Origin of the sequence: Pseudorhodoferax soli (genome assembly GCF_003337555.1) — a bacterium.
Taxonomy (GTDB): domain Bacteria; phylum Pseudomonadota; class Gammaproteobacteria; order Burkholderiales; family Burkholderiaceae_C; genus Pseudorhodoferax; species Pseudorhodoferax soli.
Genome location: NZ_QPJK01000009.1, coordinates 190,012 through 216,465, shown reverse-complemented (window position 1 = coordinate 216,465; position 26,454 = coordinate 190,012). Strand labels below are relative to the sequence as shown.

General features: G+C 71.8%; 25 protein-coding genes. 13 read left to right on the top strand and 12 right to left on the bottom strand.

Translation table 11 applies throughout. The features are described 5' to 3' along the window. Positions 1-17: 17 nt before the first annotated feature. Entirely contained in the window at positions 18-590 is a 573-nt protein-coding gene (locus DES41_RS28430; protein ID WP_114470983.1) for a DUF3455 domain-containing protein, read from the bottom strand. A 132-nt stretch (positions 591-722) separates the two neighbouring features. On the opposite strand from DES41_RS28430, the gene DES41_RS28425 reads away from it, so the two are divergent. After that, positions 723-1,673 (top strand): aldo/keto reductase, encoded by a 951-nt coding sequence (locus DES41_RS28425; RefSeq protein WP_114470982.1) that lies wholly within the window; start codon positions 723-725, stop codon positions 1,671-1,673. 12 nt (positions 1,674-1,685) lie between these two features. Then, positions 1,686-2,366, top strand: coding sequence for a DUF6064 family protein (locus DES41_RS28420; protein ID WP_114470981.1), 681 nt, complete (start codon positions 1,686-1,688; stop codon positions 2,364-2,366). Here DES41_RS28420 and DES41_RS28415 read toward each other — a convergent pair. Genes DES41_RS28415 through DES41_RS38905 form a run of 6 tightly spaced genes read right to left on the bottom strand, consistent with a single transcriptional unit; the run spans position 2,347 to position 8,659 of the window. After that, positions 2,347-3,354, bottom strand: coding sequence for a tripartite tricarboxylate transporter substrate binding protein (locus DES41_RS28415; protein WP_170168311.1), 1,008 nt, complete (start codon positions 3,352-3,354; stop codon positions 2,347-2,349). The genes DES41_RS28420 and DES41_RS28415 overlap by 20 nt on opposite strands. A gap of 52 nt (positions 3,355-3,406) precedes the next feature. Beyond that, positions 3,407-5,527, bottom strand: a complete 2,121-nt coding sequence (locus tag DES41_RS28410) for an acetate--CoA ligase family protein (protein WP_114470979.1) — start codon at positions 5,525-5,527, stop codon at positions 3,407-3,409. Further along, the gene (locus DES41_RS28405; protein ID WP_114471148.1) at positions 5,524-6,699 is read right to left on the bottom strand and encodes an acyl-CoA dehydrogenase; all 1,176 of its coding nucleotides are present in this window, start codon (positions 6,697-6,699) and stop codon (positions 5,524-5,526) included. The genes DES41_RS28410 and DES41_RS28405 overlap by 4 nt, the downstream gene beginning before the upstream one ends. A 44-nt stretch (positions 6,700-6,743) precedes the next feature. Next, positions 6,744-7,163, bottom strand: coding sequence for a Zn-ribbon domain-containing OB-fold protein (locus DES41_RS28400; RefSeq protein ID WP_170168310.1), 420 nt, complete (start codon positions 7,161-7,163; stop codon positions 6,744-6,746). An 8-nt stretch (positions 7,164-7,171) separates the two neighbouring features. Beyond that, a complete protein-coding gene (locus tag DES41_RS28395; RefSeq protein ID WP_114470977.1) occupies positions 7,172-8,380 on the bottom strand; it encodes a thiolase family protein in 1,209 nt (402 codons plus the stop codon). A gap of 33 nt (positions 8,381-8,413) precedes the next feature. Continuing rightward, positions 8,414-8,659 (bottom strand): hypothetical protein, encoded by a 246-nt coding sequence (locus DES41_RS38905; RefSeq protein ID WP_211333103.1) that lies wholly within the window; start codon positions 8,657-8,659, stop codon positions 8,414-8,416. A gap of 103 nt (positions 8,660-8,762) precedes the next feature. Here DES41_RS38905 and DES41_RS28385 point away from each other — a divergent pair, with 103 nt between their 5' ends. The 9 genes from DES41_RS28385 (at position 8,763) to DES41_RS28345 (ending at position 18,695) form a co-directional block, all read left to right on the top strand. Continuing rightward, entirely contained in the window at positions 8,763-9,668 is a 906-nt protein-coding gene (locus DES41_RS28385) for a LysR family transcriptional regulator (protein WP_114470976.1), read from the top strand. A 54-nt stretch (positions 9,669-9,722) separates the two neighbouring features. Then, positions 9,723-10,637: an EamA family transporter gene (locus DES41_RS28380; RefSeq protein WP_114470975.1), complete on the top strand. Its 915-nt coding sequence runs from the start codon at positions 9,723-9,725 to the stop codon at positions 10,635-10,637. A 104-nt stretch (positions 10,638-10,741) separates the two neighbouring features. Then, positions 10,742-11,164 carry a GNAT family acetyltransferase gene (locus DES41_RS28375; RefSeq protein ID WP_114470974.1) on the top strand — a complete coding sequence of 141 codons (423 nt, stop codon included), beginning with the start codon at positions 10,742-10,744 and terminating at the stop codon, positions 11,162-11,164. Between the two features lie 60 nt (positions 11,165-11,224). Continuing rightward, entirely contained in the window at positions 11,225-12,832 is a 1,608-nt protein-coding gene (treF, locus tag DES41_RS28370; RefSeq protein WP_211333102.1) for an alpha,alpha-trehalase TreF, read from the top strand. A 24-nt stretch (positions 12,833-12,856) separates the two neighbouring features. Then, positions 12,857-13,405 carry an NYN domain-containing protein gene (locus DES41_RS28365; protein WP_114470972.1) on the top strand — a complete coding sequence of 183 codons (549 nt, stop codon included), beginning with the start codon at positions 12,857-12,859 and terminating at the stop codon, positions 13,403-13,405. A 44-nt stretch (positions 13,406-13,449) separates the two neighbouring features. Continuing rightward, positions 13,450-14,703 (top strand): molybdopterin molybdotransferase MoeA, encoded by a 1,254-nt coding sequence (locus tag DES41_RS28360; RefSeq protein ID WP_245965903.1) that lies wholly within the window; start codon positions 13,450-13,452, stop codon positions 14,701-14,703. Next, positions 14,700-16,619: a molybdopterin biosynthesis protein gene (locus tag DES41_RS28355; protein ID WP_114471146.1), complete on the top strand. Its 1,920-nt coding sequence runs from the start codon at positions 14,700-14,702 to the stop codon at positions 16,617-16,619. Before DES41_RS28360 ends, DES41_RS28355 begins: the two co-directional genes overlap by 4 nt. A gap of 93 nt (positions 16,620-16,712) precedes the next feature. Continuing rightward, positions 16,713-17,531, top strand: coding sequence for an ABC transporter substrate-binding protein (locus DES41_RS28350; protein WP_114470971.1), 819 nt, complete (start codon positions 16,713-16,715; stop codon positions 17,529-17,531). A 45-nt stretch (positions 17,532-17,576) separates the two neighbouring features. Further along, entirely contained in the window at positions 17,577-18,695 is a 1,119-nt protein-coding gene (locus DES41_RS28345; protein WP_114470970.1) for a substrate-binding domain-containing protein, read from the top strand. A 3-nt stretch (positions 18,696-18,698) separates the two neighbouring features. On the opposite strand, the gene mobA is transcribed toward DES41_RS28345, so the two are convergent. The 5 genes from mobA to DES41_RS28320 are packed head-to-tail and all read right to left on the bottom strand — an operon-like array spanning position 18,699 to position 23,017. Continuing rightward, positions 18,699-19,307 (bottom strand): molybdenum cofactor guanylyltransferase MobA, encoded by a 609-nt coding sequence (gene mobA, locus DES41_RS28340; RefSeq protein ID WP_114470969.1) that lies wholly within the window; start codon positions 19,305-19,307, stop codon positions 18,699-18,701. Then, positions 19,304-19,909: a TorD/DmsD family molecular chaperone gene (locus tag DES41_RS28335; protein WP_114470968.1), complete on the bottom strand. Its 606-nt coding sequence runs from the start codon at positions 19,907-19,909 to the stop codon at positions 19,304-19,306. The genes mobA and DES41_RS28335 overlap by 4 nt, the downstream gene beginning before the upstream one ends. After that, positions 19,906-22,071 (bottom strand): 4Fe-4S dicluster domain-containing protein, encoded by a 2,166-nt coding sequence (locus DES41_RS28330; RefSeq protein WP_170168308.1) that lies wholly within the window; start codon positions 22,069-22,071, stop codon positions 19,906-19,908. The genes DES41_RS28335 and DES41_RS28330 overlap by 4 nt, the downstream gene beginning before the upstream one ends. Then, positions 21,977-22,549, bottom strand: a complete 573-nt coding sequence (locus tag DES41_RS28325) for a DUF3306 domain-containing protein (RefSeq protein ID WP_114470966.1) — start codon at positions 22,547-22,549, stop codon at positions 21,977-21,979. Before DES41_RS28325 ends, DES41_RS28330 begins: the two co-directional genes overlap by 95 nt. 3 nt (positions 22,550-22,552) lie before the next feature. Continuing rightward, positions 22,553-23,017, bottom strand: a complete 465-nt coding sequence (locus DES41_RS28320; RefSeq protein WP_114471145.1) for a DUF3305 domain-containing protein — start codon at positions 23,015-23,017, stop codon at positions 22,553-22,555. A gap of 222 nt (positions 23,018-23,239) precedes the next feature. On the opposite strand from DES41_RS28320, the gene DES41_RS28315 reads away from it, so the two are divergent. Continuing rightward, positions 23,240-23,464, top strand: a complete 225-nt coding sequence (locus DES41_RS28315) for a formate dehydrogenase (protein WP_245965902.1) — start codon at positions 23,240-23,242, stop codon at positions 23,462-23,464. Between the two features lie 13 nt (positions 23,465-23,477). Next, positions 23,478-26,453 carry a formate dehydrogenase subunit alpha gene (locus tag DES41_RS28310; RefSeq protein ID WP_114470965.1) on the top strand — a complete coding sequence of 992 codons (2,976 nt, stop codon included), beginning with the start codon at positions 23,478-23,480 and terminating at the stop codon, positions 26,451-26,453. The last annotated feature ends 1 nt before the right edge of the window (position 26,454 follow it).

Here is a 26,454-nt window from a genome sequence, read left to right as displayed (position 1 = left end):
GGGACGGCGGCCGTGGATCACATCGCCTTGTAGAAGATGTAGTCGGCCTGGTAGGGCACGGTGGCGCGCTGGCCCTTGCTGGTGGCGGTGCAGGCCATGGTGGTGGGCGCCACGCCGCCTTGCAGTGCCACGCGCTGGATGTAGGTCACGCCCGTCATCGCGCCGCTGCCCATCGCCGGATTGGCCTTGACCAGCTGGTAGGGCAAGCTGGTCGGGCCGGAAGGCGCCACCGCCAGCTGCGTGGCCGTGAGCTTGGAGCCGTCGCTCGCTTCCCAGGTGGCCGGCGGGCCGAAGTAGCGGCCGACCTGCTTGCCGCCGCGGTCCATGAGCTTGGCCTCGGGGCCGACGAAGGTCCATTCCACCTGGCCGGGCATGCCCGCCTTGTCGCGGCACTCGTACAGGATCTCGCCCTTGCCGACGGTCTCCATCGCCACGCGGTTGCCGGCCGGCACCTGGATGCTGGCCGGCAGGCTCGCCTGGGAGAAGGCCATGCCGCTGCTGCGGTCCATGGAGCCACAGGCTGCGAGCAGCGCCGTGGCGGAGACGGCCAGGCCGACGGTGGCGAAACGGGTGGAAAGGGAATGGCGCATGGAACTTAGCTCCAGTGGTTGATCGTGCAAGTACTACTGGCGAGCCCTCCGTCTGGATGCAGCGGCTTTGAAACAAATTGCAACGAGGCGTTCGGCTGAACTTCGCCGCCGCTGCCGCATCGCATCTGGACCATGCAACACCCGCCCGACCGTCCGGCCCGCGCCGACCGCCGCCTGCTGCTGCGGTCGGCCGCGGCCTGCCTGCCCCTGGCCGGGTGGCCGGCCCACGCACCTGCGCAACCCGCCCAGCCGCAGCCGATGACCCGGCGGGTTCCCTCCAGCGGCACGCTGCTGCCGGTGGTGGGCCTGGGCAGCTGGATCACCTTCAACGTGGGCGACGATCCAGAGGGCCGCGCGGCCGCCGCGGCGGTGGTGGCCGCCTTCTTCGCCGCGGGCGGGCGGCTGATCGATTCCTCGCCCATGTACGGCTCGGCGCAGGAGGTGATCGGCCAGTCGCTGGCGGCGCTGCAGCAGCCGCCGCTGTTCGCCGCGGACAAGGTCTGGACCCGCGGGGCCGAACGCGGCGCCGAGCAGATCGCCACCTCGCGCCAGCGCTGGCGCCTGGCACGGCCGTTCGACCTGCTGCAGGTGCACAACCTGCTCGACTGGGAGACGCAGCTGCCACGGCTGTTCGCGATGAAGCAGGCCGGCCAGCTGCGCCATGTGGGCATCACCACATCGGAGGGCCGGCGGCACCGCGAGTTCGAGGCCCTCATGCGCCAGCACCCGCTGGATGTCGTGCAGCTGAGCTACAACCTGCTCGACCGCGAGGCCGAGGAGCGGCTGCTGCCGCTGGCGGCCGACCGCGGCATCGCCGTGCTGGTGAACCGCCCCTTCCGCCAGGGGACGCTGCTGCAGCAGCTGCAGCGCCACCCGCTGCCCGGCTGGGCGGCGGACATCGGCTGCCGCCACTGGGCCCAGGTGGCGCTGAAATTTGTCGTCTCGCACCCTGCCGTGACCTGCGCCATCCCGGCCACCAGCCAGGTGGCGCACCTGCGGCAGAACATGGACGCAGCGCGCGGGCCGATGCCCGACGCCGCGCTGCGCCGGCGCATGGCGGCCGACGTGGCGGCGCTGCTGTAGCCAGAGTCGCCCATGTCCGAGTGGTGGACTTACCGGCTCGACGATTTCCTGATGTTCGCGCCGACGACCTACCAGCGCTTGTTCGCGCTGTACAACGCGCAGGTCTGGCCGGCGCAGCTGCTCGCGCTGCCGCTGGCCGCGCTGGCGCTGTGGCTGCTGGCGTGCCGGCCCGCACGCTGGCGCCTGGCCTGCGCACTGGTGGCCGCCGGCTGGCTGTGGACGGCCTGGGCCTTCCACTGGCGGCGCTATGCCGGCATCCACACCGCAGCGCCGTGGTTCGCCGCCGGCTTCGCGCTGCAGGCGCTGGTGCTGGCCTGGCTCGCGCGGCCCGGCAGCCGCTGGCACATGCCCGCACGCACGGGCTGGCCGCGCGGGCTGGCGTTGGCGCTGGTGGCCGGCGCGGTGCTGCTGCAGCCGCTGGCCGAACTGCTGCCCGACCGGCCGTGGCGCCAGGCCGCACTGTTCGGCCTCACGCCCGATGCCACGGCCGTCGGCACGCTTGGCCTGCTGGCACTGCTGCAGCGGCCGGGCGCCGGGTGGTGGCAGGCCGCCGCCTGGGCCGTGCCGCTGCTGTGGTGCCTGGCCAGTGCCGCCACCTTGTGGACGCTGGGACTGCCGTCCTGGCGTTGGCTGCTGCTCGCACCCGTGCTGGCCCTGCTCGCCCGGTGGGCAGCTACATCTTCGCGTCGATGATGCCCAGCATCTCGCCGAGCGACCGGTACAGCTCGTACTGCTGGCGCACGAACTCGCGCGTCTCCTCGGGTGGCTTCACGGACGGGATGGAGGCGGTCTGCGCGGTCGCCGCGCGCCACTGCGGGTCCTTGGCGATGGCCTGCATCGCCGCCACCAGGCGTGCGCGCACATCCGCCGGCAGGCCCGGCGGCGCCAACACCGCACTCCAGCCGACGATGCCCTCCATCGGCGCATATCCCAGCTCGCGCGCGGTAGGCACCTCGGGCAGCTCGGCCATGCGCTCGGCGGAGGTGACCATCAGCGCGCGCAGGCTGCCGGCCCGCACATGGGCCAGGAACGAACCCAGGCTGCCGCACGAAAACTCCGTCTGCCCCGCCAGCAGCGACGTGACGGCCTCGCCCGTACCCTTGTAGGGGATCTGCGTGGGCGTCTGGTCGGTCAGCTTGAGCAGGCGAAACAACTGGCGCGGGCCCATGTCGTTGGTGGTCAGCACGCCGGCCGTGCCGTAGTTGAGCGACTTGCCGCGCGCCTTCATGCCCTCGACCAGGTCACCGAAGGTCTTGTACTGCGATTTGGCGTTGACCACGCAGCCGTAGGGATTGAGTTCCAGCGTGCCGATGAAGGTGTAGTCGTCCCACTTGTACCTGGTGGATGTCGGCATGACGGCCGGCAGGATGGCCTGCGAGCCCGTGCGCGCCAGCAGCAGCGTGTAGCCATCCGGCGGCGCAGCGATCACCTGGGCCGAGCCGATCACGCCACTGGCGCCGACCTTGTTCAGCACCACCACCGGCTGGCCCAGCGCGCGCGTGGCGGCGGCGGCGAAGGTCCGTGCGGCGAGGTCGGCATCGCCACCGGCGCTATAGGGCGCCACCACGGTGATCGGCCGGTCGGGATAGCCGGACTGGGCCGCCGCGAGGCCGGCCGCCAGCAGCAGGCCGGCGCCGAGGAGGCGCTGCGCCAGGGACCGGAGGGACGAACGGGTGTGCATGGTCATGTCTCCTTCTGTGTTGTGGATGCGGCGCAGGCCGCGCGGGAAAAGCTCAGGCGGGTGGGTCACGCAGCACCATCACGCAGTCGACGGCGACCGGCCCGTCCGCGCCGATGCGCACCGGGTTCAGGTCCAGCTCGGCCAGCCGGGGCGTGGCAGCGGCCCAGCGCGACAGGTCGGCCAGCAACTGCGCGATGGCGCGGCGGTCCACGGCCGGCTGGCCGCGCACGCCGTCGAGCACTGCGCCCATGCGCAGTTCGGCCAGCATGGCAAGGCCCTCGTCCACGCCGAAGGGCGCACGGCGGAACGCCACGTCCTTGAGCACCTCGACGAGCACGCCGCCGCTGCCCACCATCACCACCATGCCGAACACCGGGTCGCGCTGCACGCCGACCACCAGCTCGACATGGCCGGCCGCCATGGGCTGCACCAGCACGCCGTCGATGCGCGCCTGCGGTGCATGGCGCGCGGCGTTGGCCCGCAGCGTGGCGACGCCTGCGCGCACGGCCGCCTCGTCGTCCAGCCTGAGCAACACGCCGCCCACCTCGGTCTTGTGGGCGATGTCGGGCGACTCGACCTTCAGGGCCACCGGCGCGCCGAAGTACCGCCACGCGGCGACGGCGGCGTCGGCATCGTGCGCCAGCACCACCGGCGCCATGGGCACGCCAGCGGCCTGCAGCCAGGCCGCCGCCTGCACGCTGGGCAGCATGCCCTGGTGGTCGGCGGCACCGGCGGGTGCGGCCGCGGGCGCACTGCGTTCCAGCGCCTGCGGCGGCCGGCGCCGGCCGGCGTGGTGGCGCGCCAGCGCAGCGGCCGCCTCCACCGCCCGCTCGCCCGCGCCGTACACCACGATGCCCAGCGCGCGCAAGCGCTGCAGCGCCGCCGCCGGCGCGGCCACCCAGCAGACGAAGAACGGCTTGGTGGTGCGCGCCTGGATCTCCTCGAAGATGCCGACCAGCTTGTCCACGTGCGCCGTCATGAGCTGCAGCCAGACGATGCCCATGTGCACCTGCGGATCGTCCAGCAGCGTGACCACCGATTCGCGCAGCAGCTCGGGCCGGGCGACGAACTGGCCCGTCACGTCCACCGGGTTGCCGGCCGCGCCGAAGGCCGGCATCACCGCGGCCAGCCGCTGCTGCGTGGCGGCCGACAGCTCGGGCACGGCCAGGCCCACCTCCTCGGCCCGATCGGCCATCATCACGCCGGCGCCGCCGGACTGCGTGGCGATGCCCAGGCCGAAGCCCTCGCAGACGCGCGGCTGCGCCAGCGCCTCCAGCATGTCCAGCATCTGCTCCTCGTTGCGCGCGCGCAGCACACCGTGCTGCCGGATCACCGCGTCGAACACTGCGTCCTCCACGGCGAGCGCGCCTGTGTGCGAGGCCGCCGCGCGTGCGCCCGACGCCATGCGCCCGACCTTGGTCAACACCAGCGGCTTGCCCAGTTCGCGGCAGCGCTGCGCCAGGCGCACCAGGCCGTCGCCATCGGTCAGGCCCTCCAGGTAGCCGGCCGCCACGCGGATGCGCGGGTCTTCCACCACGGCCAGCATGAGTTCGGCGAACTGCAGGTCGGCCTCGTTGCCGGTGTTGATGAAGTAGCCCAGCCCCAGGCCGCGCTGGCGCACCAGCGCCGCGATGGCCGTGCCAAAGGCGCCGGACTGGGTGACGAAGGCGATCGGCCCCGGCCCGGTCTCGCCATCGGCGTACTGGCTGAAGGTCGCGTACACGTTCTCGAACGCGTTGATGAAGCCCAGGCAGTTGGGTCCGCACAGCAGCACGCCGGCACGCCGGGCCGTGTCGGCCAGGCGCTGCTCCAGCGCGCGGCCGGCCTCGCCCATCTCGCCGAAGCCCGAGCTGAACACCACGGCCGCCGGCACGCCGCGCGCGCCCAATGCTTCGACGCTGGCCACCACCTCGCGGGCCGGCACGGCGACGACGGCCATGTCCACACCGTCGGGCAGGCTGGCGATGTCCGCAAAGCACGCCAGGCCCGCGATCTCGCGGTACTTGGGGTTGACCGGCAGGATGCGGCCGCCGAAGCCCTTGTCGATCAGGTGCTTGAGCGGGCGGCCGTTGATCTTGGCCAGGTCGGCCGAGGCGCCGACGACGGCGATGCTGCGTGGGTGCAGCAGGCGCGCGATGACCTGGGCGCGGGGGGAGGTGTCGGTGGGGTTCATGTGAATGCCGAGATGCCGGTCTGTGCGCGGCCAAGGACCAGCGCGTGGATGTCGTGCGTGCCTTCCAGCGTGTTCACGGTTTCCATGTTCAGCACATGGCGGATCACGTGGTAGCCGTCGGAGATGCCGTTGCCGCCGTGGATGTCGCGCGCCTGCCGCGCGATGTCCAGCGCCTTGCCGGCGCAGTTGCGCTTCATGAGCGAGACCATCTCGGGGCTGGCGCGGCCGTCGTCGCGCAGGCGGCTGAGCTGCAGGCAGGCGTGCAGGCCGAGCGTGATCTCGGTCTGCATGTCGGCCAGCTTCTTCTGCACGAGCTGGTTGGCCGCCAGCGGACGGCCGAACTGCTTGCGGTCCAGTGCGTACTGGCGCGCGGCATGCCAGCAGAACTCGGCCGCGCCCATGGCGCCCCAGCAGATGCCAAAGCGCGCGTTGTTCAGGCAGGCGAACGGCGCGCCGATGCCCTCGGCACCTGGCAGCCGCTGGGACTCGGGCACGAACACGTCGTCCATCAGGATCTGCCCGGTGGGCGAGGCGCGCACCGAGAACTTGCCCTCGATCTTCGAGGTGGCCAAGCCCTGCATGCCGCGCTCCAGGATGAAGCCGCGCACCTGGCCTTCGTCGTCCTTGGCCCACACCACCATGAGGTCGGCGATGGGCGCATGCGTGATCCAGGTCTTGGTGCCCGACAGCCGCCAGCCGCCCTCGACCTGGCGCGCGCGCGCCGCCATGGAGCCGGGGTCGGAGCCATGGTCGGGCTCGGTCAGGCCGAAACAGCCGAGCCGCTCGGCCCGCGCCATGGCGGGCAGGTAGCGCTCGCGCTGCGCCTGGCTGCCGAACAGGTAGATGGGCATCATCGACAAGGTGCTCTGCACGCCCAGCGCCGAGCGGAAGGCCGTGTCCACGCGCTCGAACTCGCGCGCGATCAGGCCGTAGCCCACGTAGCTGATGCCGGCGCAGCCGAAGCCCTCGATGGTCGCGCCCAGGAAGCCCAGCTCGCCCATCTCGCGCATGACGGCCACGTCGAATTCCTCGTGGCGGTGCGCCATCAGGATGCGCGGCATGAGCCGCTCCTGGGCGTAGCTGCGCGCGCTGTCACGCACCATGCGTTCCTCCTCGCTGAGCAAGGCGTCCATGCACAGCGGGTCCTGCCAGTCGAAGGCGACGCCCTGCATCGCGGCACGCCGCAGGGTGTGGCGGTCGGGATCGGCGGTGGCGGTCATAGCGGATGGAACTTGGGGATGCCGGCGTCTTCGGAGATCGCCTCGAAGTGCACGCCGACCCGCATGCCCACGCGCACGTCCTCGGGCCTGCAGTCGGTGAGTTGGGCATAGAGCCGCGCGCCGTCGTCCAGGTCGATCAGGCAGAGCACCACCGGCAGGTCGGCCTCCCAGCCGGGGTAGTTCATCGCCACCGTGCGCGACACGGTGTGCGAGTACACGGTGCCTGTGGGGCGCGCGTCGGTCCACTGCAGTTCGCGCGCACCGCATTCGATGCACCAGGGCTTGGGGTGGAAGTTGAAGGTGGCGCAGCGCTGGCATTTCTGCAGCACCAGGCGGCCTTCTTTCGCGGCGGTCCAGAACGGGCGCGTCTGGTCGGTGAGGGTGGGCAGCGGCTTGTGCAGGGTGGGTTCGGACATGGTGGAGCTCATTCGTTCGACAGGACGATGGACACGCAGCTGCGGCCGGGGCGTCCGTACGGGATGCCGCCGAAGCCGCAGGCCGCGCCGATGCGCGCGTTCTTCACCTGCCGCGCGCCGGCCTCGCCGCGCAACTGGGTCACGGCCTCGATCAGCGGCATGAAGCCGCCGATGGCGCCGCCCGGCTGCCCGCCCGAGAGCTGGCCGCCGTCGGTGGACAGCGGGAAGTCGCCGTCGAAGCGCAGGTCGTGTTCGTCGATGAAGCGCGCGCCCTCGCCCTTCTTGCAAAAGCCCCAGTCCTCCACCGTCATCATCGAAATGAAGGGGTAATCGTCGTAGGGCTGGAAGAAGTCGATGTCGGCATGCGCCACGCCGGCCATCGCCAGCGCCGCGGGCGCCGAGACGGCGAACCCCGTTGTCGTGATGTCCGGCAGCGTGCGCGCGCCGTGGTAGTAGTTGTTGGCCTCGCTAAAGCCGCGCAGCCAGACCGGCCTGTCGGTGAGGCCGCGGGCGGTTTCGCCCGAGGTGACCACATAGGCCAGGCCGCCGTTGACGATGGGCACGCAGTCGAGCAGCCGGATCGGGTCGGACAGCATGCGCGAGGCCATGTACTCGTCGACGGTGAAGGGCTTGCGGTAGATCGCGCCCTCGTGCAGCGAGGCATGGAAGCGGTTGCTGGCGGCGATCTTGCCCAGCGTCTCGAAGCGCAGGCCCGGGTACTGGTGCATGTAGCGCGTGAGCACCAGCGCGAACTGCGCGGTGGCGCCCATCACGCCGAACGGGCCCTGAAAATCCCAGTAGACGCCGCGCGTGCGCTCGGGCGACAGCGGCAGACCCGGCGCGGCCGAGGGGATGTTCAGCGGCGTGTCGGCACCGACGACGAGCACGCGGTCGACGATGCCGGCGCGGATCATGCCGGCCGCGCGGATCAGCAGGGCCGAGGCCGAGGCGCCGCCCTGGTCGGCGCGCAGCAGGATCTGCGGGCTGATGCCCAGGTTCTCGGCGGTCGCGGCCGACCAGTTCACCGTGTGCGCGGTCTCGGCATGGGCCACGCCCAGTCCCTGGCCGTCGAAGTCGTTCTTGGACAGGCCGGCCTTGTGCAGCGCCAGCTCGGCGGCCCAGGCGATGTACTCGTCGACCGTGTGGAGCGTCTCGCCGGGCTTGGCACGGCTGTACGGCGTGCGTCCATAGCCGACGATGGCAACGTCTTGGGGCATCGAATGCGTCCTCGTGTGGTGGTGGGTGAAGGGTCAGCGGCCGGTGAAGGCCGGCGCACGGTGTTCTGCGAAGGCACGCATGCCTTCCTTCTGGCCGCCGGTGTCGAACAGCAGCGCGACGGCGCGGCGCTCCAGCGCGTCGAAGGCATCGGCCAGCGCCTGGCGCGGCGCGAAGTTGGGTGCGTTGCGCGCCAGCGGCCCGTTCAGCGTCAGCCGCGCCACGCCCTCGGCGGGGCGGTCGAGCAGCACCGGCGCTTCGATAGCTTGCGGTTCGGCCATCGTTGTCTCCGTTGATTCGTTTGCGCCATTCTCAAAAGCGCAGGACTATTCGACAACTTTTGATAGCAAATGCAGAATATTCAGATTCCAAATAGAGGGGTCCATGAACCTGCGCACGCTGGACCTGAACCTGCTGCTGGTGTTCGACGCGGTCTACACCGAGCGCAGCATCTCGCGCGCCGCCGCCAAGCTGCACCTGTCGCAGCCCACGGTCAGCAATGCGCTGGCCCGCCTGCGCGAGCGGCTGGGCGACGCGCTGTTCGAGCGCAGCGCGCAGGGCATGGCGCCGACACCCCGCGCCAAAACGCTGGCCGAGCCGATCCGCCAGGCGCTCGCGCTGCTGGAACGCGGGCTGCGCGGCGGCGACGACTTCGACTACGCGAACGCCGAGCGCGAGTTCGTGGTGGCGGCGGAGGACTACGGCGAGACCGTGGTGCTGCCGCGCTTCATCGAATGGCTGGGCCAGGCCGCGCCGGGCATCCGCATCCGCATCCGGCCCGAGCCCGGCGCGCAGCTGCATGCCGAACTGCGCGAGGGCACGGTGGACCTCGCGCTCGACTACTTCGCTCCGCAGGACCCGGCCGTGCACAGCACCTGTGTGCTGACCGAGAGCCTGTTGACGCTGGCCCGGCGCGACCACCCGCTGGTGGGCGAGCGGCTGGGCCTGGAGACCTACCTCACACTGCGCCACGTGGTGTTGGCGCACCAGGGCCACTCACGCCCCATGATCGACCTGGCGCTGGCCAAGCGCGGCCTGTCGCGCCACATCGCGGTGACGGTGCCGCACTTCCTGTCGATGCCGGTGCTGGTGCAAACCAGCGACCTCGTCTGCACCCTGCCGCGCCGCATGGGACAACTCTACGCCGACCACTTCCGGCTCAAGGCCCATGCGGTACCGCTGCGCACGCCGCAGTTCCCCGTCTATCTGCTGTGGCATGGCAATGCGGAAGACGACGCCGGACACCGCTGGTTCCGCGCGCACCTGGTGGAGTTCTGCCAGCGGCTCTGATGCTGCGCAGACGCGCCATAGGCACAGCGCCGCGCCGGGCACAATCCGCGCCCCATGCCCGCCCCCGCCCTGCTGCCTCGCCCCACCGCCCTGCTGCTGATCGCCGCCATCGCCTGCTGCTTCGCGGGCAACCATGTGGCCGCGCGGCTGGCCTTCGACGACGGGGCCGGCGTGCTGACGGCCATCCTGTGCCGGGCTGGCACGGCCCTGCTGGTGCTGGGCACGCTGGTCGCCTGGCGCCGCGAGCGGCTGGCGCTGCCGGCCGGCACCGGCGGCTGGCAGCTGCTGCTGGGCCTGCTGCTGGCCGTGCAGAGCCTGTGCCTGTACTCGGCCGTGGCGCGCATCCCGGTGGCCCTGGCGCTGCTGGTGGCCAACACCTTCCCGGTGCTGCTGGCCTTGCTGAACTGGGCCACGGGTGGACCGCGACCGACGCGGCGCGCCTGCCTGGTGATGGGCATCGTGCTGGCGGGCCTGCTGCTGGCGCTGGACGTGCCGGCGCGGCTGGCCGAGGCGCGCGGCGGCGGCAGCGGCATCGCCTGGGGCGCAGGCGTGGCCTTCGCGCTGACGGCCGCCACCGTGTTCGCATGCAGCCTGTGGATCACCGACCGCCGGCTCGCCACGCTGCCCGGCACGGTGCGCAGCTTCTACGCCATGCTGACGGTCTGCGTGAGCATGGCCATCGCCGGGGCCGCCGGGGCCGTACCCGGCGGCCTGGCCTGGCCGCAGCATGCGCCGGGCTGGACCGGGCTGGCGCTGCTGATGCTGCTGTACTGCACCGGCTTCACGCTGCTGTTCGTCTCGGTGCCGCGGCTGGACATGGCGCGCAACGCGCCCATGATGAACGTCGAGCCCATCGCCACCCTCTTCATCGGCTGGGCGGTGCTGGACCAATGGCTGGCGCCCATCCAGCTGGCCGGCACGCTGGTGGTGTTGGCCGGCATCGTGCTGCTGTCGCGCAGCCGGCGCTGAACGCGGCGGCCGCTGCCTGGGCGGCTGCGGCCGGCAGGCCCGCCGCCGGTCTGCGGTAGATTGCCCGGCCCGCGGCCTGCCGCGCCCTTGCCCACCGAGGACCCATGCAGATCCGCCCCTACCTGGAAGCCGACGAGCCCGCCGTCGTCGCGCTCTGGCAGGCCTGTGGCCTGACCCGCCCCTGGAACGACCCGCACAAGGACATCGCGCGCAAGCTCACGGTGCAGCGCGAGCTGTTCCTCGTCGGGGAGCTGGACGGCCGCGTCGTGGCCAGCGTGATGGCCGGCTACGAAGGCCACCGTGGCTGGGTCAATTACCTGGCCGTGGCGCCGGGGCTGCAGGGCCGCGGGCATGGCGCTGCGCTGATGCAGCACGTCGAGCAGGCCTTCCTCGCCCTGGGCTGCCCCAAGGTCAGCCTGCTCGTGCGCTCGGGCAACAGCGCCGTGCTGGCCTTCTACCGCCGGCTGGGCTATGCGGTGGACGAGGCCGTGCCGCTGGGCAAGCGGCTGGTGCAGGACGGGCCCTGAGGCGCCAGCCGCGGCGCGATCGGCGTTGACCGACAGCGCGCAGCGGTCGGACAAGGCAAGATGAGCGCGTCCATGCAGAACGCACCGCCCGCCTCCGCAGGCATCCACACCGAACCCGCCGGCCGCCACGCCGCCGCCGAACGCCACCCGCCGCCGGACACGCACACGCCGGCCGACCGCTACGAAGAGCTGTTCGTGGCGGTGCAGCGCGAGGCCGTGTTCGCCGACAGCAAGACCTTCCCCGACTGCGCGCCGCTGGGCGCGCCGCAGGAGATCCTCGCGGCCTACCGGCAGGCCTGTACGGCGCCTGGTTTCGACCTGCGCAGCTTCGTCGCCACGCACTTCGCGCCGCAACGGCCGGCGCTGGCCAGCCAGGCCGAGGCGCCGGCACAGGACCTGCGCCACCACATCGACCGGCTCTGGGACGAACTCACCCGCCACCCGGACCAGCACCCGCACCGCGGCTCGTTGCTGGCGCTGCCGCACCCCTACGTGGTGCCCGGCGGGCGCTTCGTCGAGATGTACTACTGGGATTCGTACTTCACCATGCTGGGCCTGGCGGCCAGCGGCCGCACGCAGCTGCTGCATGCGATGACCGACAACTTCGCCTACCTGATCGAGCGCTTCGGCCATGTGCCCAACGGCACGCGCACCTACTACCTGAGCCGCTCGCAGCCACCGCTGTTCGCCTGCATGGTCGCGCTGTGCGAAGGCTGCGGCGGCCAGGGCGCGCTGCGCTACCTGCCGCAGCTGCTGCGCGAGCATGCGTTCTGGATGGACGGTGCCCAGGCGCTGGCCCCGGGCCAGGCCCACCGGCGCGTGGTGCGCCTGTCCGATGGCGCGCTGCTCAACCGCTACTGGGACGAGCGCGCCCAGCCGCGCGAGGAAGCCTGGCGCGAGGACGTGGCCACCGCCGCGGCCGCGCCGCAGCGTCCGGCGGCCGAGGTGTTCCGCGACCTGCGCGCCGCTGCCGAATCGGGCTGGGACTTCAGCAGCCGCTGGCTCGGCACGCCACCGGCCGGCGCCGGCCGGCTGCAGGCGCTGGCCACCATCCGCACCACGCGCATCCTGCCGGTGGACCTCAACGCGCTGCTGCACCAGCTGGAAAGCCGCATCGCCCAGCTGGCCGCGCAGGCCGGCGATGCCGCCACGGCGCGCCGGCACCAGGCGCTGGCCGGCGCGCGCCGCGCGGCCATGGACCGCTGGCTGTGGAACGAAGAGGCCGGCGCCTGGCTCGACCTGGACTGGCCCGAGCAAACGCCGCGCCGGGGCTTGAACGCGGCCACCGCCACGCCGCTGTTCACGCGCACAGCCAGCGCGGCGCAGGCCACGCGCCTGGCCGACACGCTGGCGCGCCGGCTGCTGGTGCCCGGCGGCCTGGCCGCCACCGAGCAGTGCAGCGCCGAGCAATGGGACCGGCCGAACGGCTGGGCACCGCTGCAGTGGATGGCGGCCGAGGGCCTGGCGGCCTACGGCTGCGACGCACTGGCCGGCGAAATCCGCGCGCGCTGGCTGCGCACCGTGGACGCGGTCTACCAGCGCGAGCACCGGCTGGTGGAGAAGTACGCGCTGCACGCGCATCCCGAGGCCAGCGGCGGCAGCGGTGGCGAGTACCCGCTGCAGGACGGCTTCGGCTGGACCAACGGCGTCACGCGCCAATGGCTGTGACGGCGCCGGCTACGATCGCCCCCCATGCCCCATGACCACGACCAGCCCCGCGTTGCCCTGTACTGGGATTTCGAGAACCTGCACGCCAGCCTGGTCGAGGCGCGCCTGGGCGAAGGCCACTACGCCAAGCCCGACGTGCGCTTCAAGCTGCAGGAGCCGCTGGTCGACGTGGCGGCCGTCACCGCCGCGGCCATTGCCCAGGGCCCGCTGGCCATCCACCGTGCCTACTGCAACTGGCAGTTCTTCAGCCGCTACCGCGATGCGCTGATGCAGGCCGGCATGGACCTGGTGCAGATGTTCCCGCCCGGCGGCGCGGCCAAGAACGGCGCCGACATCCGGCTGAGCCTGGACGCGCTGGAAGACCTCGCGCGCTTCCCGCACATCCGCACCGTGGTGGTGGTGGGCGGCGACAGCGACTTCCTGCCGCTGGCGCAGAAGATCCACGCGGCGGGCCGCCGGCTGGTGGGCGTGGGCACGCGGCCCAACACCAACCGCCACTGGGCCGGCAGCTGCGATGCCTTCCTGTGGTACGAGGACCTGGCGGGCGCCGAATCCCTGCCGCCGGGCGGCTGAGCAGCCGCCGCGGCCGCGAAAACGCCGCTCCTATACTGGCCCGGATGCAGCCGACCGACCCTGTCTCCACCACCGATGTGCGCATGCGCGGCTTCACACAGCGCGCCGAAGTGCCCGCCGCACTCGCCTGGATCGACGCCCACACGCCCTGCCTCGCAGGCGAACCGGTGGCCACCGAAGACGCCACCGGCCGCGTGCTCGTGCAGGACCTCGTCGCCCCCATCGCCGTGCCCGAGTTCGACCGTGCAGCCATGGACGGCTACGCGCTGCGCGGCGGCGAGACCACCGGCGCGGGCGACTACAACCCGCTGGAGTTCGCGGTCGTGGGCCAGGCCTTCCCCGGCCGGCCGTTCGAGGGCGCAGTGCCCGCGGGCTCGGCGGTCCGCATCATGACCGGGGCGCCCGTGCCGGCCGGGCTGGACGCCGTGCTGCCCGCCGAGTACGCACGCGAGGAGCACGGCCGCGTGGCCGTCGCCCAGCCGGTGGCGCCCGGCCAGCATGTGGGCCGCGTGGGCGAGGACATCGCGCGCGGCAGCCAGGCGCTGGCAGCGGGCCGGCGGCTGCGCGCGCAGGACGCCGGCCTCGTCGCCTCTCTGGGCCTGGCCCAGGTGCAGGTGCTGCGCCAGCCGCGCGTGCGCCTGCTGGTGACGGGCAACGAGGTGCGCGCGCCGGGCCAGGCCAAGGGCCCGCACGAGATCTACGACGCGAACTCCGTCACGCTGCGCGGCCTGGTGGCGCGCGATGGCGGCCTGCTCGAGTCGCACCTGCGCCTGGGCGACGATCCGGAGCGGATCGCACAGGCGCTGGCCGCGCCGGGCGCGGACGTGGTGCTGGTCTCGGGCGGCTCCAGCGTGGGCGCCGAAGACCATGCGCCGCGCCTGCTGGCCCGCCTCGGCGAGCTGGCCATCCACGGCATCGCCATGCGGCCCTCCAGTCCGGCCGGCATGGGCCGCATCGGCGCGGCGCTGGTGTTCCTGCTGCCGGGCAACCCGGTGTCGTGCCTGTGCGCCTACGACTTCTTCGCCGGCCGCGCCATCCGGCGCCTGGGCGGCCGGCCCGATGGCTGGCCCTATCCGCGCGTGCAGGCCGTGCTGGCGCGCAAGATCGTCTCGCAGGTCGGCCGCGTCGACTATGTGCGCGTGAAGCTCGGCGCCGATGGCGTGGAGCCCATCGCACTGTCGGGCGCCTCGGTGCTGAGCTCCACGGTGCGGGCCGACGGCTTCGTCGTGGTGCCGGCAGAGAGCGAGGGCCACGGGGCCGGCAGCGAAGTGACCGTCCATCTGTACGAATGCCCGTGAAAGCCCAATCCCAGTTCCTGCAGGTCCTCACGCGCGACGAGGCCGAGCGCCGCTTCCGCGAACACCTGACCCTGGCGCCCCTGGGCGCCGAGACCGTGGCACTGCATGCCGCGCTGGGCCGCGTGCTCGCCGAGGATGTGGTCGCCACCGTCGACGTGCCCGGCTTCGACCGCTCCAACGTGGACGGCTTCGCCGTGCGGGCCGGCGACACCTGGGGCGCGATGGAGGAGGAGCCGCGCCGGCTGTCGCCCACGGCCGAGACGCTGGCGCCGGGCATCGTGCCGCAGGCCGAGGTGACGGCCGGCACCGCCACGCCCATCGCCACCGGCGGCATGCTGCCGCGCGGCGCCGATGCGGTGGTGATGGTGGAGCACACAGACATGGAGGGCGGCCGCCTGGTGGTGCGCCGTGCGGCCACGGCGGGCGAGAACGTGAGCTACGCCGGCACCGACATCGCGCGCGGCGAGACCGTGCTGCGCGCGGGCCAGCCGCTGAGCTCGCGCGAGATCGGCGTGCTCGCGGCGCTGGGCCTGGACCAGGTGCCCGTGCACCGGCGGCCGCGCGTGGCCATCTTCTCCACTGGCAACGAGATCGTCGCGCCTGGCGCGCCACTGCCCGTGGGCGCGGTGTACGACTCCAATGCCGCCATCCTCGCGGCCGCCGTCGAGGAGCTGGGTGGCGAGCCCGTGCGCCTGGGCGTGGTTCCGGACAACGAGGCCCGGCTGTCGGCCGCGCTGCGCCAGGGCCTCGCCTGCGATGCCGTGGTCTTCTCCGGCGGCACCTCCAAGGGCGAGGGCGATCTGTCCTACCGCATCGTGGCCGCCTTGCAGGACCCGGGCGTGGTCGCGCATGGCGTGGCGCTCAAGCCCGGCAAGCCGGTGTGCCTGGCCGTCACGCAGGGCAAGCCGGTGGTGATCCTGCCGGGTTTTCCGACCTCGGCGGTGTTCACCTTCCACGAGTTCATGGCGCCCGTCATCCGCGCCTTCGCCGGCCGGCCGCCCGAACAGCGCCAGCTCGTCGATGCGACGCTGCCCATGCGCGTGAACTCCGAACGCGGCCGCACCGAATACCTGCTGGTGGGCCTGGTGCCCGGCGAGCGGGGCCTGGCCGCCTACCCCATGGGCAAGGGCTCGGGCTCGGTCACCACCTTCAGCAGCGCCGACGGCTTCATCACCATCGGCCAGCACACCGAGATCCTCGACGCGGGCGCGCCGGTGCAGGTGCAGCTGCTCGGGCAGGGCCTGCAGGCCGCCGACCTGATCCTGGTGGGCAGCCACTGCGTGGGCCTGGACTGGCTGGCCGGCCAGCTGGTGCGCCAGGGCCTGCGCATCAAGAGCATGAGCGTGGGCAGCACGGGCGGTCTGATGGCCGCCAAACGCGGCGAATGCGACCTGGGCGGCATCCACCTCATGGACCCGGCCACGGGCGTCTACAACACGCATCTGCTGACGCCCGCGCTGGAACTGGTGCCGGGCTACGGCCGCATGCAGGGCGTCGTCTACCGCCGCGGCGATGCGCGTTTCGAGGGCCGCGACGCGGCAGCGGCCATGGCCACGGCCCGCAGCGAGGCGGGTTGCGCGATGGTCAACCGCAACGCCGGCAGCGGCACGCGCATCCTCATCGACCGGCTGCTCGAAGGCGCCCAGCCCGCGGGCTACGGCGTGCAGACCAAATCGCACAACGCGGTGGCGGTGGCCGTGGCGCAGGGCCGCGCCGACTGGGGCCTGGCCATCGACACGGTGGCGCGGCAGTACGGGCTGGGCTTCATCCCGGTGCAGGAGGAGCGCTACGACTTCGTGCTGCCCCGGGACCGGCTGGCCCGTGCGCCGGTGCAGGCCTTTCTCGCGCTGCTGCGCTCCGACGCGGCACGCGCCGCGTTGCGCGAACTGGGCTTTCGCGTCGACCCGGGCGGCTGACCCGACGGCGCCTATGCAGCGCCGTTCATATCGCGCAGAGGAAGACGGGCCACCAGAATCGGCCCTCCTCTTCCTTCCCAAGGCACCGCCCCGATGCTGCTGCGCAAACGCTTCCTGCTCCTCGCCCTGCCCGCCGCCCTGCTCGCCTGCGCCGTGCAGGCGCAGGACAAATTCATCGTGCTGGCCTCGACCACCTCGACGGAGCAGTCCGGCCTGTTCAAACACCTGCTGCCGCAGTTCACGCAGGCCAGCGGCACCGCGGTGCGCGTGGTGGCCGTCGGCACCGGCCAGGCGCTGGACATGGCACGCCGCGGCGACGCCGATGCGCTGTTCGTGCACGACCAGCCGGCCGAGGAGAAGTTCGTGGCCGAAGGCTTCGGCCTGGAGCGCCGCGCCGTGATGTACAACGACTTCGTGCTCATCGGCCCCAAGGCCGACCCGGCCGGCACGCGCGGCAGCAACATCGCCGCCGCGCTCAAGCGGCTGGCCGACACGGGAGCCGGCTTCGTCTCGCGCGGCGACAAGAGCGGCACCCATTCGGCCGAGCTGCGCCAGTGGAAGCTGGCCGGTGTCGACCTGGCCGCAGCCAAGCCCGCGGGCTACAAGGAATGCGGCTGCGGCATGGGGCCGGCCCTGAACATCGCGGCCTCCACCGGCGCCTATGTGCTGGCCGACCGCGCCACCTGGCTGAACTTCAAGAACCGGGCCGACCTGGGCATCCTGGTCGAAGGCGACAAGCAGCTGTTCAACCAGTACGGCGTGATCGTGGTGAACCCCGCCAGGCATCCGCACGTGAAGAAGGACCTGGCGCAGGGCTTTTCCGACTGGGTGGTCTCGCCGGCGGGGCAAACCGCCATCGCCTCCTACACCATCGGCGGCGAGCAGTTGTTCTTTCCGAACGCCGGCAATTGACGGGGGCGGCCGTGGGACACTGCGGCCCCTTCGCCAGATCCGCCCATGCCTTCTTCCCGCCGCGGCATCCACCTGCGCTACACCTTCGAGACCGCCGAGACCCACGGCCAGCAGCGCGCCGAGATCGAGAACCCCTTGTTCGACCTGCTCTCGGCTCTGCAGGCCGAGGGCTCCATCAGCGCCGCTGCGCGTGCGCAAAGCATCTCCTACCGCCACGCCTGGGGCGCGCTCAAGCACTGGGAAGAGGTGCTGGGTGCGCCGCTGGTGCTGTGGGGCCAGGGCCGCCACGCACGGCTGACGCCGTTCGCGCAGCGCCTGCTGTGGGCCGAGCGCCAGGCGCGCGTGCGCATGACGCCGCATGTGGAGGCGCTGCGGGCTGAACTGGCGCGCGTGTTCGCGCTGGCCGACGACGCCGCGCTGCAGGTGCTGGAGATCTTCGCCAGCCACGACCTGGGCCTGCCACGGCTGCAGGCCCTGGCCGAGGAACACGACGGCCTGCACATCGGCCTGCGCTTCGCCGGCAGCCAGGAGGCGCTGCGTGCGCTGGGCGAAGGCCGCTGCCGCGTTGCCGGCTTCCACGTGGCGCAGGCCGCCGCGCCGGAGAGCGTGATGGCGCGCGCGCTGCGCCCGCTGCTGCAGCCCGGCGAGCACAAGCTGATCGGCAGCCACTGGCGGCGCCAGGGCTGGATCTGGCGCCCTGGCGAGAAGCGGCCCGAGGGCATCGCCGCGCTGCGCACGGGCCGCTGGCGCTTCGTTGCGCGCCAGCCCTCCTCGGGCACGCGGATGCTGACGGACCACCTGCTGGCCCAGGACGGCGTGGCACCCGAAGATGTGCCGGGCTACACCACCCACACGGAAGACACGCACGTGGCCGTGGCCGCGGCCATCGCCGCCGGCGCGGCGGACGTGGGCATCGGCATCGAGGCCGCGGCCGCCGAGGCGGGCCTGTCGTTCGCGCCGCTGGTCGACGAGAACTACTACCTGGTGTGCCGCAAGCAAGACCTGGAGACGCCGCCGCTGCAGGCCCTGCGCACGCGCCTGGCCTCGCCGGCCTGGGCCGCGGCGCTGGCCGGGCTGCCGGGTTACGGCGTGCAGCAGCCGGGCGAGGTGCTGGCGCTCACGCGGGCGCTGCCCTGGTGGCGCTACGCGCGGTCGAAGCGTTGAGCTTCAGCGCAGCAGCTGCTGCAGCTGCTGCAGCTCCTGCAGCGTGTTGGCGTTGAAGAAGGCCGCCGTGTCGTCGAATGGCAGCTCGATCTTGCGGTGCCGGTCGGCCCACAGCCCGAACTTGCGCTCGCCCGTGTGCAGGAAGGCCACCAGGCTCTCGACCAGCTCGGTGCGCAGCAGGCAGAACACGGGCTGCGCGCGCAGCCGGCCGTCTTCCAGCGTGGCCGCCATGGCGATCTCGGCGTCCTGCGCCACGGCGGCCGCCGCCAGGCGTTCGACGAGGTCGGTCGGGAAGTCCGGCGTGTCGCAGGGCACCGTGACCAGCCAGGGCGTCTCGGCATGCTCCAGCCCCGTCAGCAGGCCGGCCAGCGGGCCGGCGTAGCCCTCCACCGAATCGGGCCAGACCGGCACGCCCATGGCCTCGTAGGCCGACAGGTTGCGGTTGGCGCTGACCATGCTGGTGCCCACCTGCGGCTGCAGGCGCAGCAACGCATGCAGGGCCAGCGGCATGCCGCGGTGGTTCTGCAGGCCCTTGTCGACGCCGCCCATGCGGCTGCCGCGGCCGCCGGCCAGCACCAGGCCGGTGATGTCTTCGCGTGCGATGGTGTTCATGTGTCGATGAGGTCGAAGGCCTGCGTCTCGACCTGGACGAAGGCCAGTGTCATGGCCGCGATGGCGCGCCACAGCCGGGCGGCGGGCTGGTCGTCGACCGCCTGGCACAGCGGCTCGATCCAGGGCTGCACGTGCGCGCGGAAAAAGCGGTGCTGCTGCGCCAGGTTGCCCGCCGCGCCGCCCTCGCCCGCGATCAGGTAGCGCATGACTTCCAGCACGTAGGAGACATGGTCCTCGGTCTCGAACTGCGCCGCATCGCGCGTGAGCCCCAGGGCTGCCAGGTCTTCGCGCAGGCGCGCCAGCGGCTTTTCGTTGACGAAGCCGGCGAGGAAGAACGAGGCATAGGGAAAGACCTCGGGCTTGCCCACGCCCTGGAACAGCGCGGCGAACTCGTCCTGCGCCGAAGCCGGCGTGGCCGCGCGCATCTGCGCCACCAGCGCCTGCCACGGTGCCTCCAGGAAGCTGCCAGGCTCGGGCGCCTCGGTCACCGCCACCCGGAACTGCGCCAACAAGGCGGCGTCTGGCGGCGCCAGCCACAGGCGTGCCAGCAGGCCGTACAGCTCGGCGCGCGCGATTTCTTCGCTGAAGGTCTCGGTGGTCACAGGTCGGTGATGCGGAGTTCTTGGGGGTTGGAGTACATGTCGACGACGCGGCAATCGCTGCACATCTTGAGCCGCTCGGCCGCCGCGCCCTGGAAGGCGGCGTGGCCGGCCAGCTTGGTGAGCATGGTCTCGATGGCGCGCAGCGTGCCGAAAGGCTTGGCGCAGCGCACGCAATGGAAGGGCTCCGCCTCGTGCAGCACCCGGGCCTGCGCGCGCGCGCGGCCACCGTCGGCCAGCAGCAGGCGCGGCTCCAGGCGGATCGCGTCCTCCGGGCAGGTGGTCTGGCACAGGCCGCACTGCACGCAGCTCTTCTCGGTGAAGCGCAGCTGCGGCTGGTCGGGGTTGTCGGACAGTGCCTGCGAGGGGCAGGCGCCCACGCAGGCCAGGCACAGCGTGCACTTGGCCGCATCGACGCGCACGCTGCCGTACAGCGCCCCTGGCGCGGGCAGTGCGATGGCCTCCGGCACAGCCTGCGGGCTCTGCGCCAGCAGGTGGGCCAGCGCGAGCTCGAGCGTTTTGCGCTTGTCGGCCTGTACGACGAAGCTGGCGGCCTGGGCCACGCCCTGGGCCGGCGGCGCGCGCAAGGCTTCGTCCAACGCGGCGGTGTCGCCCGCCGGGATCAACCGGAAATGCTGGCCGGCATAGCCCAGCCCGTGCACGATGGCCTGGGCCTGGGCCATCTGCGCGGCCAGGGCCTGCAGGTACTGCGGCGCCTCGGTGCTGCCGGTCAGCACCCAGACCTGGCTGGCGCCCTGCGCCAGCGCGGCCAGCCACACGTCCAGCCCCACGCTGGCGCTGTGCCACACGGCCAGCGGTAGCACGCGGGCCGGCACGCCATGGGCCCGGCCGATGCTGGCCGCGCGGCCCAGGGACTCGATGGCCGCCGTACCCTCTTCCTGGCTGTGCAGCAGCAGGGCCGCATCGCGGCCGCCGGCCGCAGCATGGGTGCGCAGCAGCGTGCGCACGCGCTTGCCCAGGTCAGCAGGCGTGGGGTAGGCGAAGCTCAGCGCGCCACTGGGGCAGACCGTGCCGCAGGCGCCGCAGCCCACGCACAGGTGCGGCTCCACCACGATGCCCGCGGTCGGGTGGCCCACGCTGCCGCGCCCGCGCGCCGCCGTCTTGCCCTTGAGCGAGGCGTCGGAGCGGATGGCCTGCGCCGAGCACACGTCGATGCAGGCCGAGCAGCCGACCTGCTGGTTGCGCGTGTGGGCGCACAGCCGCTGCTCGTAGCGGAAGAAGCGTGGCTTGTCGAACTCGCCCACCCAGCCGCGCAGCTGCAGCACCGCCTGCGTGAGCGGCGCACCGGGCGGCACATGGACGTAGCCCTGCGGCGGCTGGTGCATGGCCAACGTGGGCAGCTCGCCGAGGTCCAGCACGAGGTCGAACCGCGCCTCCTCGTTGCGCGCGTTGCGCCCGAAGTCGATCGCGCCAGCGGCCTGGCAGGCGGCCACGCAGTCGCGGTGGGCCGTGCAGCGCGCCAGGTCGACCTGGTAGCTGAAATCGATCGCGCCCTCGGGGCAGGCCGCAATGCAGGCATTGCAGCGCGTGCACAGGTCCAGGTCGATGGGGTTGGCGCTCTGCCAGCCGGCCTCGAAAGTGCCCAGCCAGCCCGTCAGGCGCGTGAGCCGGCCGCGCAGCACCACCTGGTCGTGCCGCTGTGCCAGCGCGCCGCCATCGACCAGCAACGTGAGATCGAGCGCATCGCCGAGCAGCGCCGCGGCGGCCTCGGCGCGCGCGGCCGGCCCGACGACCAGGCAGCGGCCGGCCGAGCGGTAGCCCACAGTGGCCACCGGCTCGGGCGGCGGCAGCTGGGCTGCGGCGATCAGCGCCGCCAGCTTGGGCGTGGCCGCCGCGCCATCGCGCGACCAGCCGCCGGTCTCGCGCAGGTTGAAGAAGCGGATCGGCCGTTCGGCCAGCGGCGGCGCGCCTTCGGTCTGCTCGGCCAACTCCAGGAACAGCCGGCTTTCCTGCGTGCAGCCGATCAGCAATTCCTCGCCCGACCTGGCGGCGCGCTGGAAGGCCGGGGCCTCGCGCCGGCACAGGGCGGAGTGGACGTCGGCAATGCCCTCAGCACTGGCCGCCGGCGTTGCCGCCAGTGCCCGGCTCAGGGCCGGGCGGTCCAGGGTCATGGAGCGGTTGCAGTCGCAGATCAGGGTCTTCATCGTGGGGCTCCATCACGGCCGCAGGCGCAAGCTGCAGGCCGGCTGCCGGCGTACCCGTCTGTGCGGGTTCGGTCTCGGGGGAGACCAGGCCGAGGTAGGCGGCCTGTGCCATCTGGCGCAGCATGGCTGCGGGCAGCGGGTCGGGCTTGTTGTAATCGTCGATGTAGGTGTCCAGCCCATCCATCACGTTGAAGTGCGGATCGCTGAACAGCTTCTTGAGCGCGGCGTTGCGCACCTCGCCGCTGACCTCGGGCGCGACGAAGCGCGAGAAGTCCGAGTCGCCGGTCAGCTGCGTCACGTCGTCCAGGGTGGGCAGTGGCGGCGTGGCCGGCTCGGGCGCGGCCGGCGGCGCTTCGGCAGGCACCACGGCGGCTGCGGGCGCGGCCAGGGGCGCAGGCATCTCGGGCAGCTCGCCGCCCTGGCGCGCCTGCACCTTGCGCTGCGACCAGCGCGCGAGAAAGCCGCTGTCCTGTGCCATGGCTCAGCGCCGCTCTTGCGGCGCAACGAAGGACGCCGGGCGCTTGCGCCGCTTGGGCTCGGGCCGGTAGTGCACGTCGACGAAATCCTGCAGCGCGGCGCGCACGCGCTCGTCCAGCGGGCAGTTGTCCACGCGCTCCTGCGCGTCGAGCAAGCGGCCGGCCTCGTTGTAGGAGAGGGTCACGATCTCGGGCCAGGCGCGCGATGGGTCGGCGTGGTCGATGCGCCACATGACGAACCAGACGGGCCCGCCGGAACTGAGGTTGAGATAATAGCCCTCGGCCTCATCGCGGTGCAGGGTGACGGGCAGGCCGGGGAACAGCCACTGCGCGCAGCGGCCGTCGTCGCGCAGCAGCCGGGGGGCGCTGCCGAAGCCGCCATCGTCGGCAACGACCTCGGCGATGCTGAAACGCCACTCCTCCCAGCGGCTGGGTTGCCGCAGGCGGTCGATGCGCACCGCGACGCACATGCAGGGAGGAAGCTCGTTCGAGAACACCGTGGTGGACACTCCGCGGCGCCGCGGCGCCGGTTGGCGGCCCGCTGTGCGGCCGATGCGCGGCAGTGTAGCCCTGGCCCCCCTGGCGCCACAGATCGGGGCAATCCCCAGCATGCGGGAATTCAGGTGCGTCATATGCTCGGTCGGTAATATGTGTCGCTGTGCCGGCGATCGCGCCGGAGAGAGGTTAGCCAGATGTCCCAGCCAAACCCTTCGCGCGAGATGCGCCAGCCCGCTTTGTCACGCCGCACCGTGTTCGCCGGCGTCGGCGTCGCGGGCGCCGCAGCGGCGGCGGCCACCGTGCTCCCGGGCGCCGTGCGCAGCGCAGCCCCTGCCGATGCCGCCGCCCCGCAGCCTGCCGGCTCCGGCTACCAGCTCACGGAACACGTGAAGCGCTACTACCAGACCGCGCGGGTCTGAGCAGGAGAGCGCCATGTTGCTCACCCGCAAGTCTTCTGCCACGCACCCGGTGCACATGTCCTCGGGCCTGGTGGCCCAGCTGGCACGTGGACTGGCCCATGCAGTGCCCACCGTCGACCGCCGGGCCTTCCTGCGCCGCTCCGGGCTGGGCGTGGGCGCCGGCATCGCCGCGTCGCAGCTGACGCTGGTCAAAAAGGTCGAGGCCGCGGCCGACGCGCCGGCCACCGGCAAGGGCAAGGTCGAGGTCAAGCGCACCGTCTGCGGCCACTGCTCGGTGGGTTGCGCGGTGGACGCCGTGGTCGAGAACGGCGTGTGGGTCCGCCAGGAGCCGGTGTTCGACTCGCCCATCAACCTGGGGGCGCATTGCGCCAAGGGGGCAGCGCTGCGCGAGCACGGGCATGGCGAATTCCGCCTGAAGTACCCGATGAAGCTGGTCAACGGCAAGTACGAGCGCATCGGCTGGGACCAGGCTTTGAGCGAGATCAGCGCCAAGATGCTGGAGCTCAAGAAGGCCAGCGGGCCCGATTCCATCTTCATCGTCGGCTCGTCCAAGCACAACAACGAGCAGGCCTACCTGCTGCGCAAGTGGCTGTCGTTCTGGGGCAGCAACAACACCGACCACCAGGCCCGCATCTGCCACAGCACCACGGTGGCGGGCGTGGCCAACACGTGGGGGTATGGCGCGATGACCAACTCCTACAACGACATGCAGAACGCCAAGGCGGCGCTGTACATCGGCTCCAACGCGGCCGAGGCGCACCCGGTGTCCATGCTGCACCTGCTGCATGCCAAGGAGACGGGCTGCAAGGTGATCGTCGTGGACCCGCGCTTCACGCGCACCGCGGCCAAGGCCGACGAGTACGTGCGCATCCGCTCGGGCACCGACATCGCGTTCCTGTTCGGCGTGCTCTACCAGGTGTTCAAGAACGGCTGGGAAGACAAGAAGTACCTGGAGGACCGCGTCTACGGCATGGACCAGGTGCGCGAGGAGGTGCTGGCCAAGTGGACGCCCGACAAGGTGCAGGAGGTCTGCGGCGTGGACGAGGCCACCACGCTCAAGGTCGCCCGGATCATGGCCGAGAACCGGCCGAGCACGCTGGTGTGGTGCATGGGGCAGACGCAGCACACCATCGGCAACGCCATGGTGCGCGCCTCCTGCATCCTGCAGCTGGCGCTGGGCAACATCGGCAAGTCGGGCGGCGGCGCCAATATCTTCCGTGGCCACGACAACGTGCAGGGCGCCACCGACGTCGGCCCCAACCCGGATTCCCTGCCCGGCTACTACGGGCTGGCCGAAGGCGCGTTCAAGCACTTCGCGGCCACCTGGGGCGTGGACTTCGAGTGGATGAAGCAGCAGTACGCGCCGGGCATGATGACCAAGCCCGGCATGACGGTCTCGCGCTGGATCGACGGCGTGCTCGAGAAGAACGAACTGATCGACCAGGACAGCAACCTGCGCGGCCTGTTCTTCTGGGGGCACGCGCCGAACTCGCAGACGCGCGGCCTGGAGATGAAGACCGCGCTGGACAAGCTCGACCTGCTGGTGGTGATCGACCCCTTCCCCAGCGCCACGGCGGCGATGGCGGCCATGCCCGGCAAGCCCGGCGAGCTCAACCCCAACCGCGCCACGTACCTGCTGCCGGCGACCACGCAGTTCGAGACCAGCGGCTCGTGCACGGCCTCCAACCGGTCGCTGCAGTGGCGCGAGAAGGTGATCGAGCCGCTGTGGGAAAGCCGCAGCGACCACATGATCATGTACCAGCTGGCCGAGAAGCTGGGCTTCGGCAAGGAGCTGGTCAAGAACTACAAGATGCAGAAGGTCAAGGGCCTGGACGAGCCCGTGCCCGAGGACATCCTGCGCGAGATCAACAAGTGCGTCTGGACCATCGGCTACACCGGGCAGAGCCCCGAGCGGCTGAAGGCGCACATGCGCAACATGAACGTCTTCGACGTGAAGACGCTGCGCGCCAAGGGCGGCATCGACAAGGAGACCGGCTACGTGCTGGACGGCGACTTCTTCGGCCTGCCATGGCCCTGCTGGGGCACGCCGGAGATGAAGCACCCCGGCACGGCCAACCTGTACGACACCAGCCAGCACGTGATGGACGGCGGCGGCAACTTTCGCGCGAACTTCGGCGTGGAACGCGCCGGGGTGTCGCTGCTGGCCGCCGACGGCTCCTACAGCAAGGGCGCGGACCTCACGACCGGCTACCCCGAATTCGACCACCTGCTGCTCAAGAAACTGGGGTGGTGGAGTGAGCTCAGCGAAGCCGAGCAGAAGGCGGCCGAGGGCAAGAACTGGAAGACCGACCCCACGGGTGCCATCATCCGCGTGACCATGAAGAACCACGGCTGCCACCCTTTCGGCAATGCCAAGGCGCGGGCCGTGGTCTGGAACTTCCCCGACCCGATCCCGCAGCACCGCGAGCCGCTGTACAGCACGCGTGCCGACCTCGTCGCCAAGTACCCGACGCACGACGACAAGAAGGCCTTCTGGCGCCTGCCCACGCTGTACAAGACGGTGCAGGATCAGAACAAGGACATCGGCAAGACCTTCCCGCTGGTCATGACCTCCGGCCGGCTGGTGGAGTACGAAGGCGGCGGCGAGGAGACGCGCTCCAACCCCTGGCTGGCCGAGTTGCAGCAGGAGATGTTCGTCGAGATCAACCCGCGCGCCGCCAACGACCGCGGCATCCGCAACGGCGACCAGGTCTGGGTCAAGACCCCGCCGATGGCGGCCCTGCCCGACTTCAAGGGCCTCAAGGTGCGGGCCCTCGTGACCGAGCGGGTCGACGCGGGCACGGTGTTCCTGCCGTTCCACTTCTCGGGCCGCTGGGGCGGCATGGACCTGGCCAAGTACTACCCCGAGGGCGCGATGCCCATCGTGCGCGGCGAGGCGATCAACACCGCCACCACCTACGGCTACGACAGCGTCACGATGATGCAGGAAACCAAGACCACCGTGTGCCAGATCGAGAAGGCCGCATAAG

Bases quoted from the DNA above. Each gene is read 5' to 3' on its own strand.
- DES41_RS28430 (WP_114470983.1), bottom strand. From the start codon at position 590: ATGCGCCATTCCCTTTCCACCCGTTTCGCCACCGTCGGCCTGGCCGTC.
- DES41_RS28380 (WP_114470975.1), top strand. From the start codon at position 9,723: ATGCCCGCCCCCGCCCTGCTGCCTCGCCCCACCGCCCTGCTGCTGATC.
- DES41_RS28345 (WP_114470970.1), top strand. From the start codon at position 17,577: ATGCCTTCTTCCCGCCGCGGCATCCACCTGCGCTACACCTTCGAGACC.
- DES41_RS28425 (WP_114470982.1), top strand. From the start codon at position 723: ATGCAACACCCGCCCGACCGTCCGGCCCGCGCCGACCGCCGCCTGCTG.
- DES41_RS28320 (WP_114471145.1), bottom strand. From the start codon at position 23,017: ATGTGCGTCGCGGTGCGCATCGACCGCCTGCGGCAACCCAGCCGCTGG.
- DES41_RS28410 (WP_114470979.1), bottom strand. From the start codon at position 5,527: ATGAACCCCACCGACACCTCCCCCCGCGCCCAGGTCATCGCGCGCCTG.
- mobA (WP_114470969.1), bottom strand. From the start codon at position 19,307: ATGAACACCATCGCACGCGAAGACATCACCGGCCTGGTGCTGGCCGGC.
- DES41_RS28395 (WP_114470977.1), bottom strand. From the start codon at position 8,380: ATGCCCCAAGACGTTGCCATCGTCGGCTATGGACGCACGCCGTACAGC.
- DES41_RS28360 (WP_245965903.1), top strand. From the start codon at position 13,450: ATGCAGCCGACCGACCCTGTCTCCACCACCGATGTGCGCATGCGCGGC.
- DES41_RS28325 (WP_114470966.1), bottom strand. From the start codon at position 22,549: ATGGCACAGGACAGCGGCTTTCTCGCGCGCTGGTCGCAGCGCAAGGTG.
- DES41_RS28375 (WP_114470974.1), top strand. From the start codon at position 10,742: ATGCAGATCCGCCCCTACCTGGAAGCCGACGAGCCCGCCGTCGTCGCG.
- DES41_RS28400 (WP_170168310.1), bottom strand. From the start codon at position 7,163: ATGTCCGAACCCACCCTGCACAAGCCGCTGCCCACCCTCACCGACCAG.
- DES41_RS28385 (WP_114470976.1), top strand. From the start codon at position 8,763: ATGAACCTGCGCACGCTGGACCTGAACCTGCTGCTGGTGTTCGACGCG.
- treF (WP_211333102.1), top strand. From the start codon at position 11,225: ATGAGCGCGTCCATGCAGAACGCACCGCCCGCCTCCGCAGGCATCCAC.
- DES41_RS28310 (WP_114470965.1), top strand. From the start codon at position 23,478: ATGTTGCTCACCCGCAAGTCTTCTGCCACGCACCCGGTGCACATGTCC.
- DES41_RS28420 (WP_114470981.1), top strand. From the start codon at position 1,686: ATGTCCGAGTGGTGGACTTACCGGCTCGACGATTTCCTGATGTTCGCG.
- DES41_RS28365 (WP_114470972.1), top strand. From the start codon at position 12,857: ATGCCCCATGACCACGACCAGCCCCGCGTTGCCCTGTACTGGGATTTC.
- DES41_RS28415 (WP_170168311.1), bottom strand. From the start codon at position 3,354: ATGCACACCCGTTCGTCCCTCCGGTCCCTGGCGCAGCGCCTCCTCGGC.
- DES41_RS38905 (WP_211333103.1), bottom strand. From the start codon at position 8,659: ATGGCCGAACCGCAAGCTATCGAAGCGCCGGTGCTGCTCGACCGCCCC.
- DES41_RS28330 (WP_170168308.1), bottom strand. From the start codon at position 22,071: ATGAAGACCCTGATCTGCGACTGCAACCGCTCCATGACCCTGGACCGC.
- DES41_RS28315 (WP_245965902.1), top strand. From the start codon at position 23,240: ATGTCCCAGCCAAACCCTTCGCGCGAGATGCGCCAGCCCGCTTTGTCA.
- DES41_RS28350 (WP_114470971.1), top strand. From the start codon at position 16,713: ATGCTGCTGCGCAAACGCTTCCTGCTCCTCGCCCTGCCCGCCGCCCTG.
- DES41_RS28405 (WP_114471148.1), bottom strand. From the start codon at position 6,699: ATGCAGGGCGTCGCCTTCGACTGGCAGGACCCGCTGTGCATGGACGCC.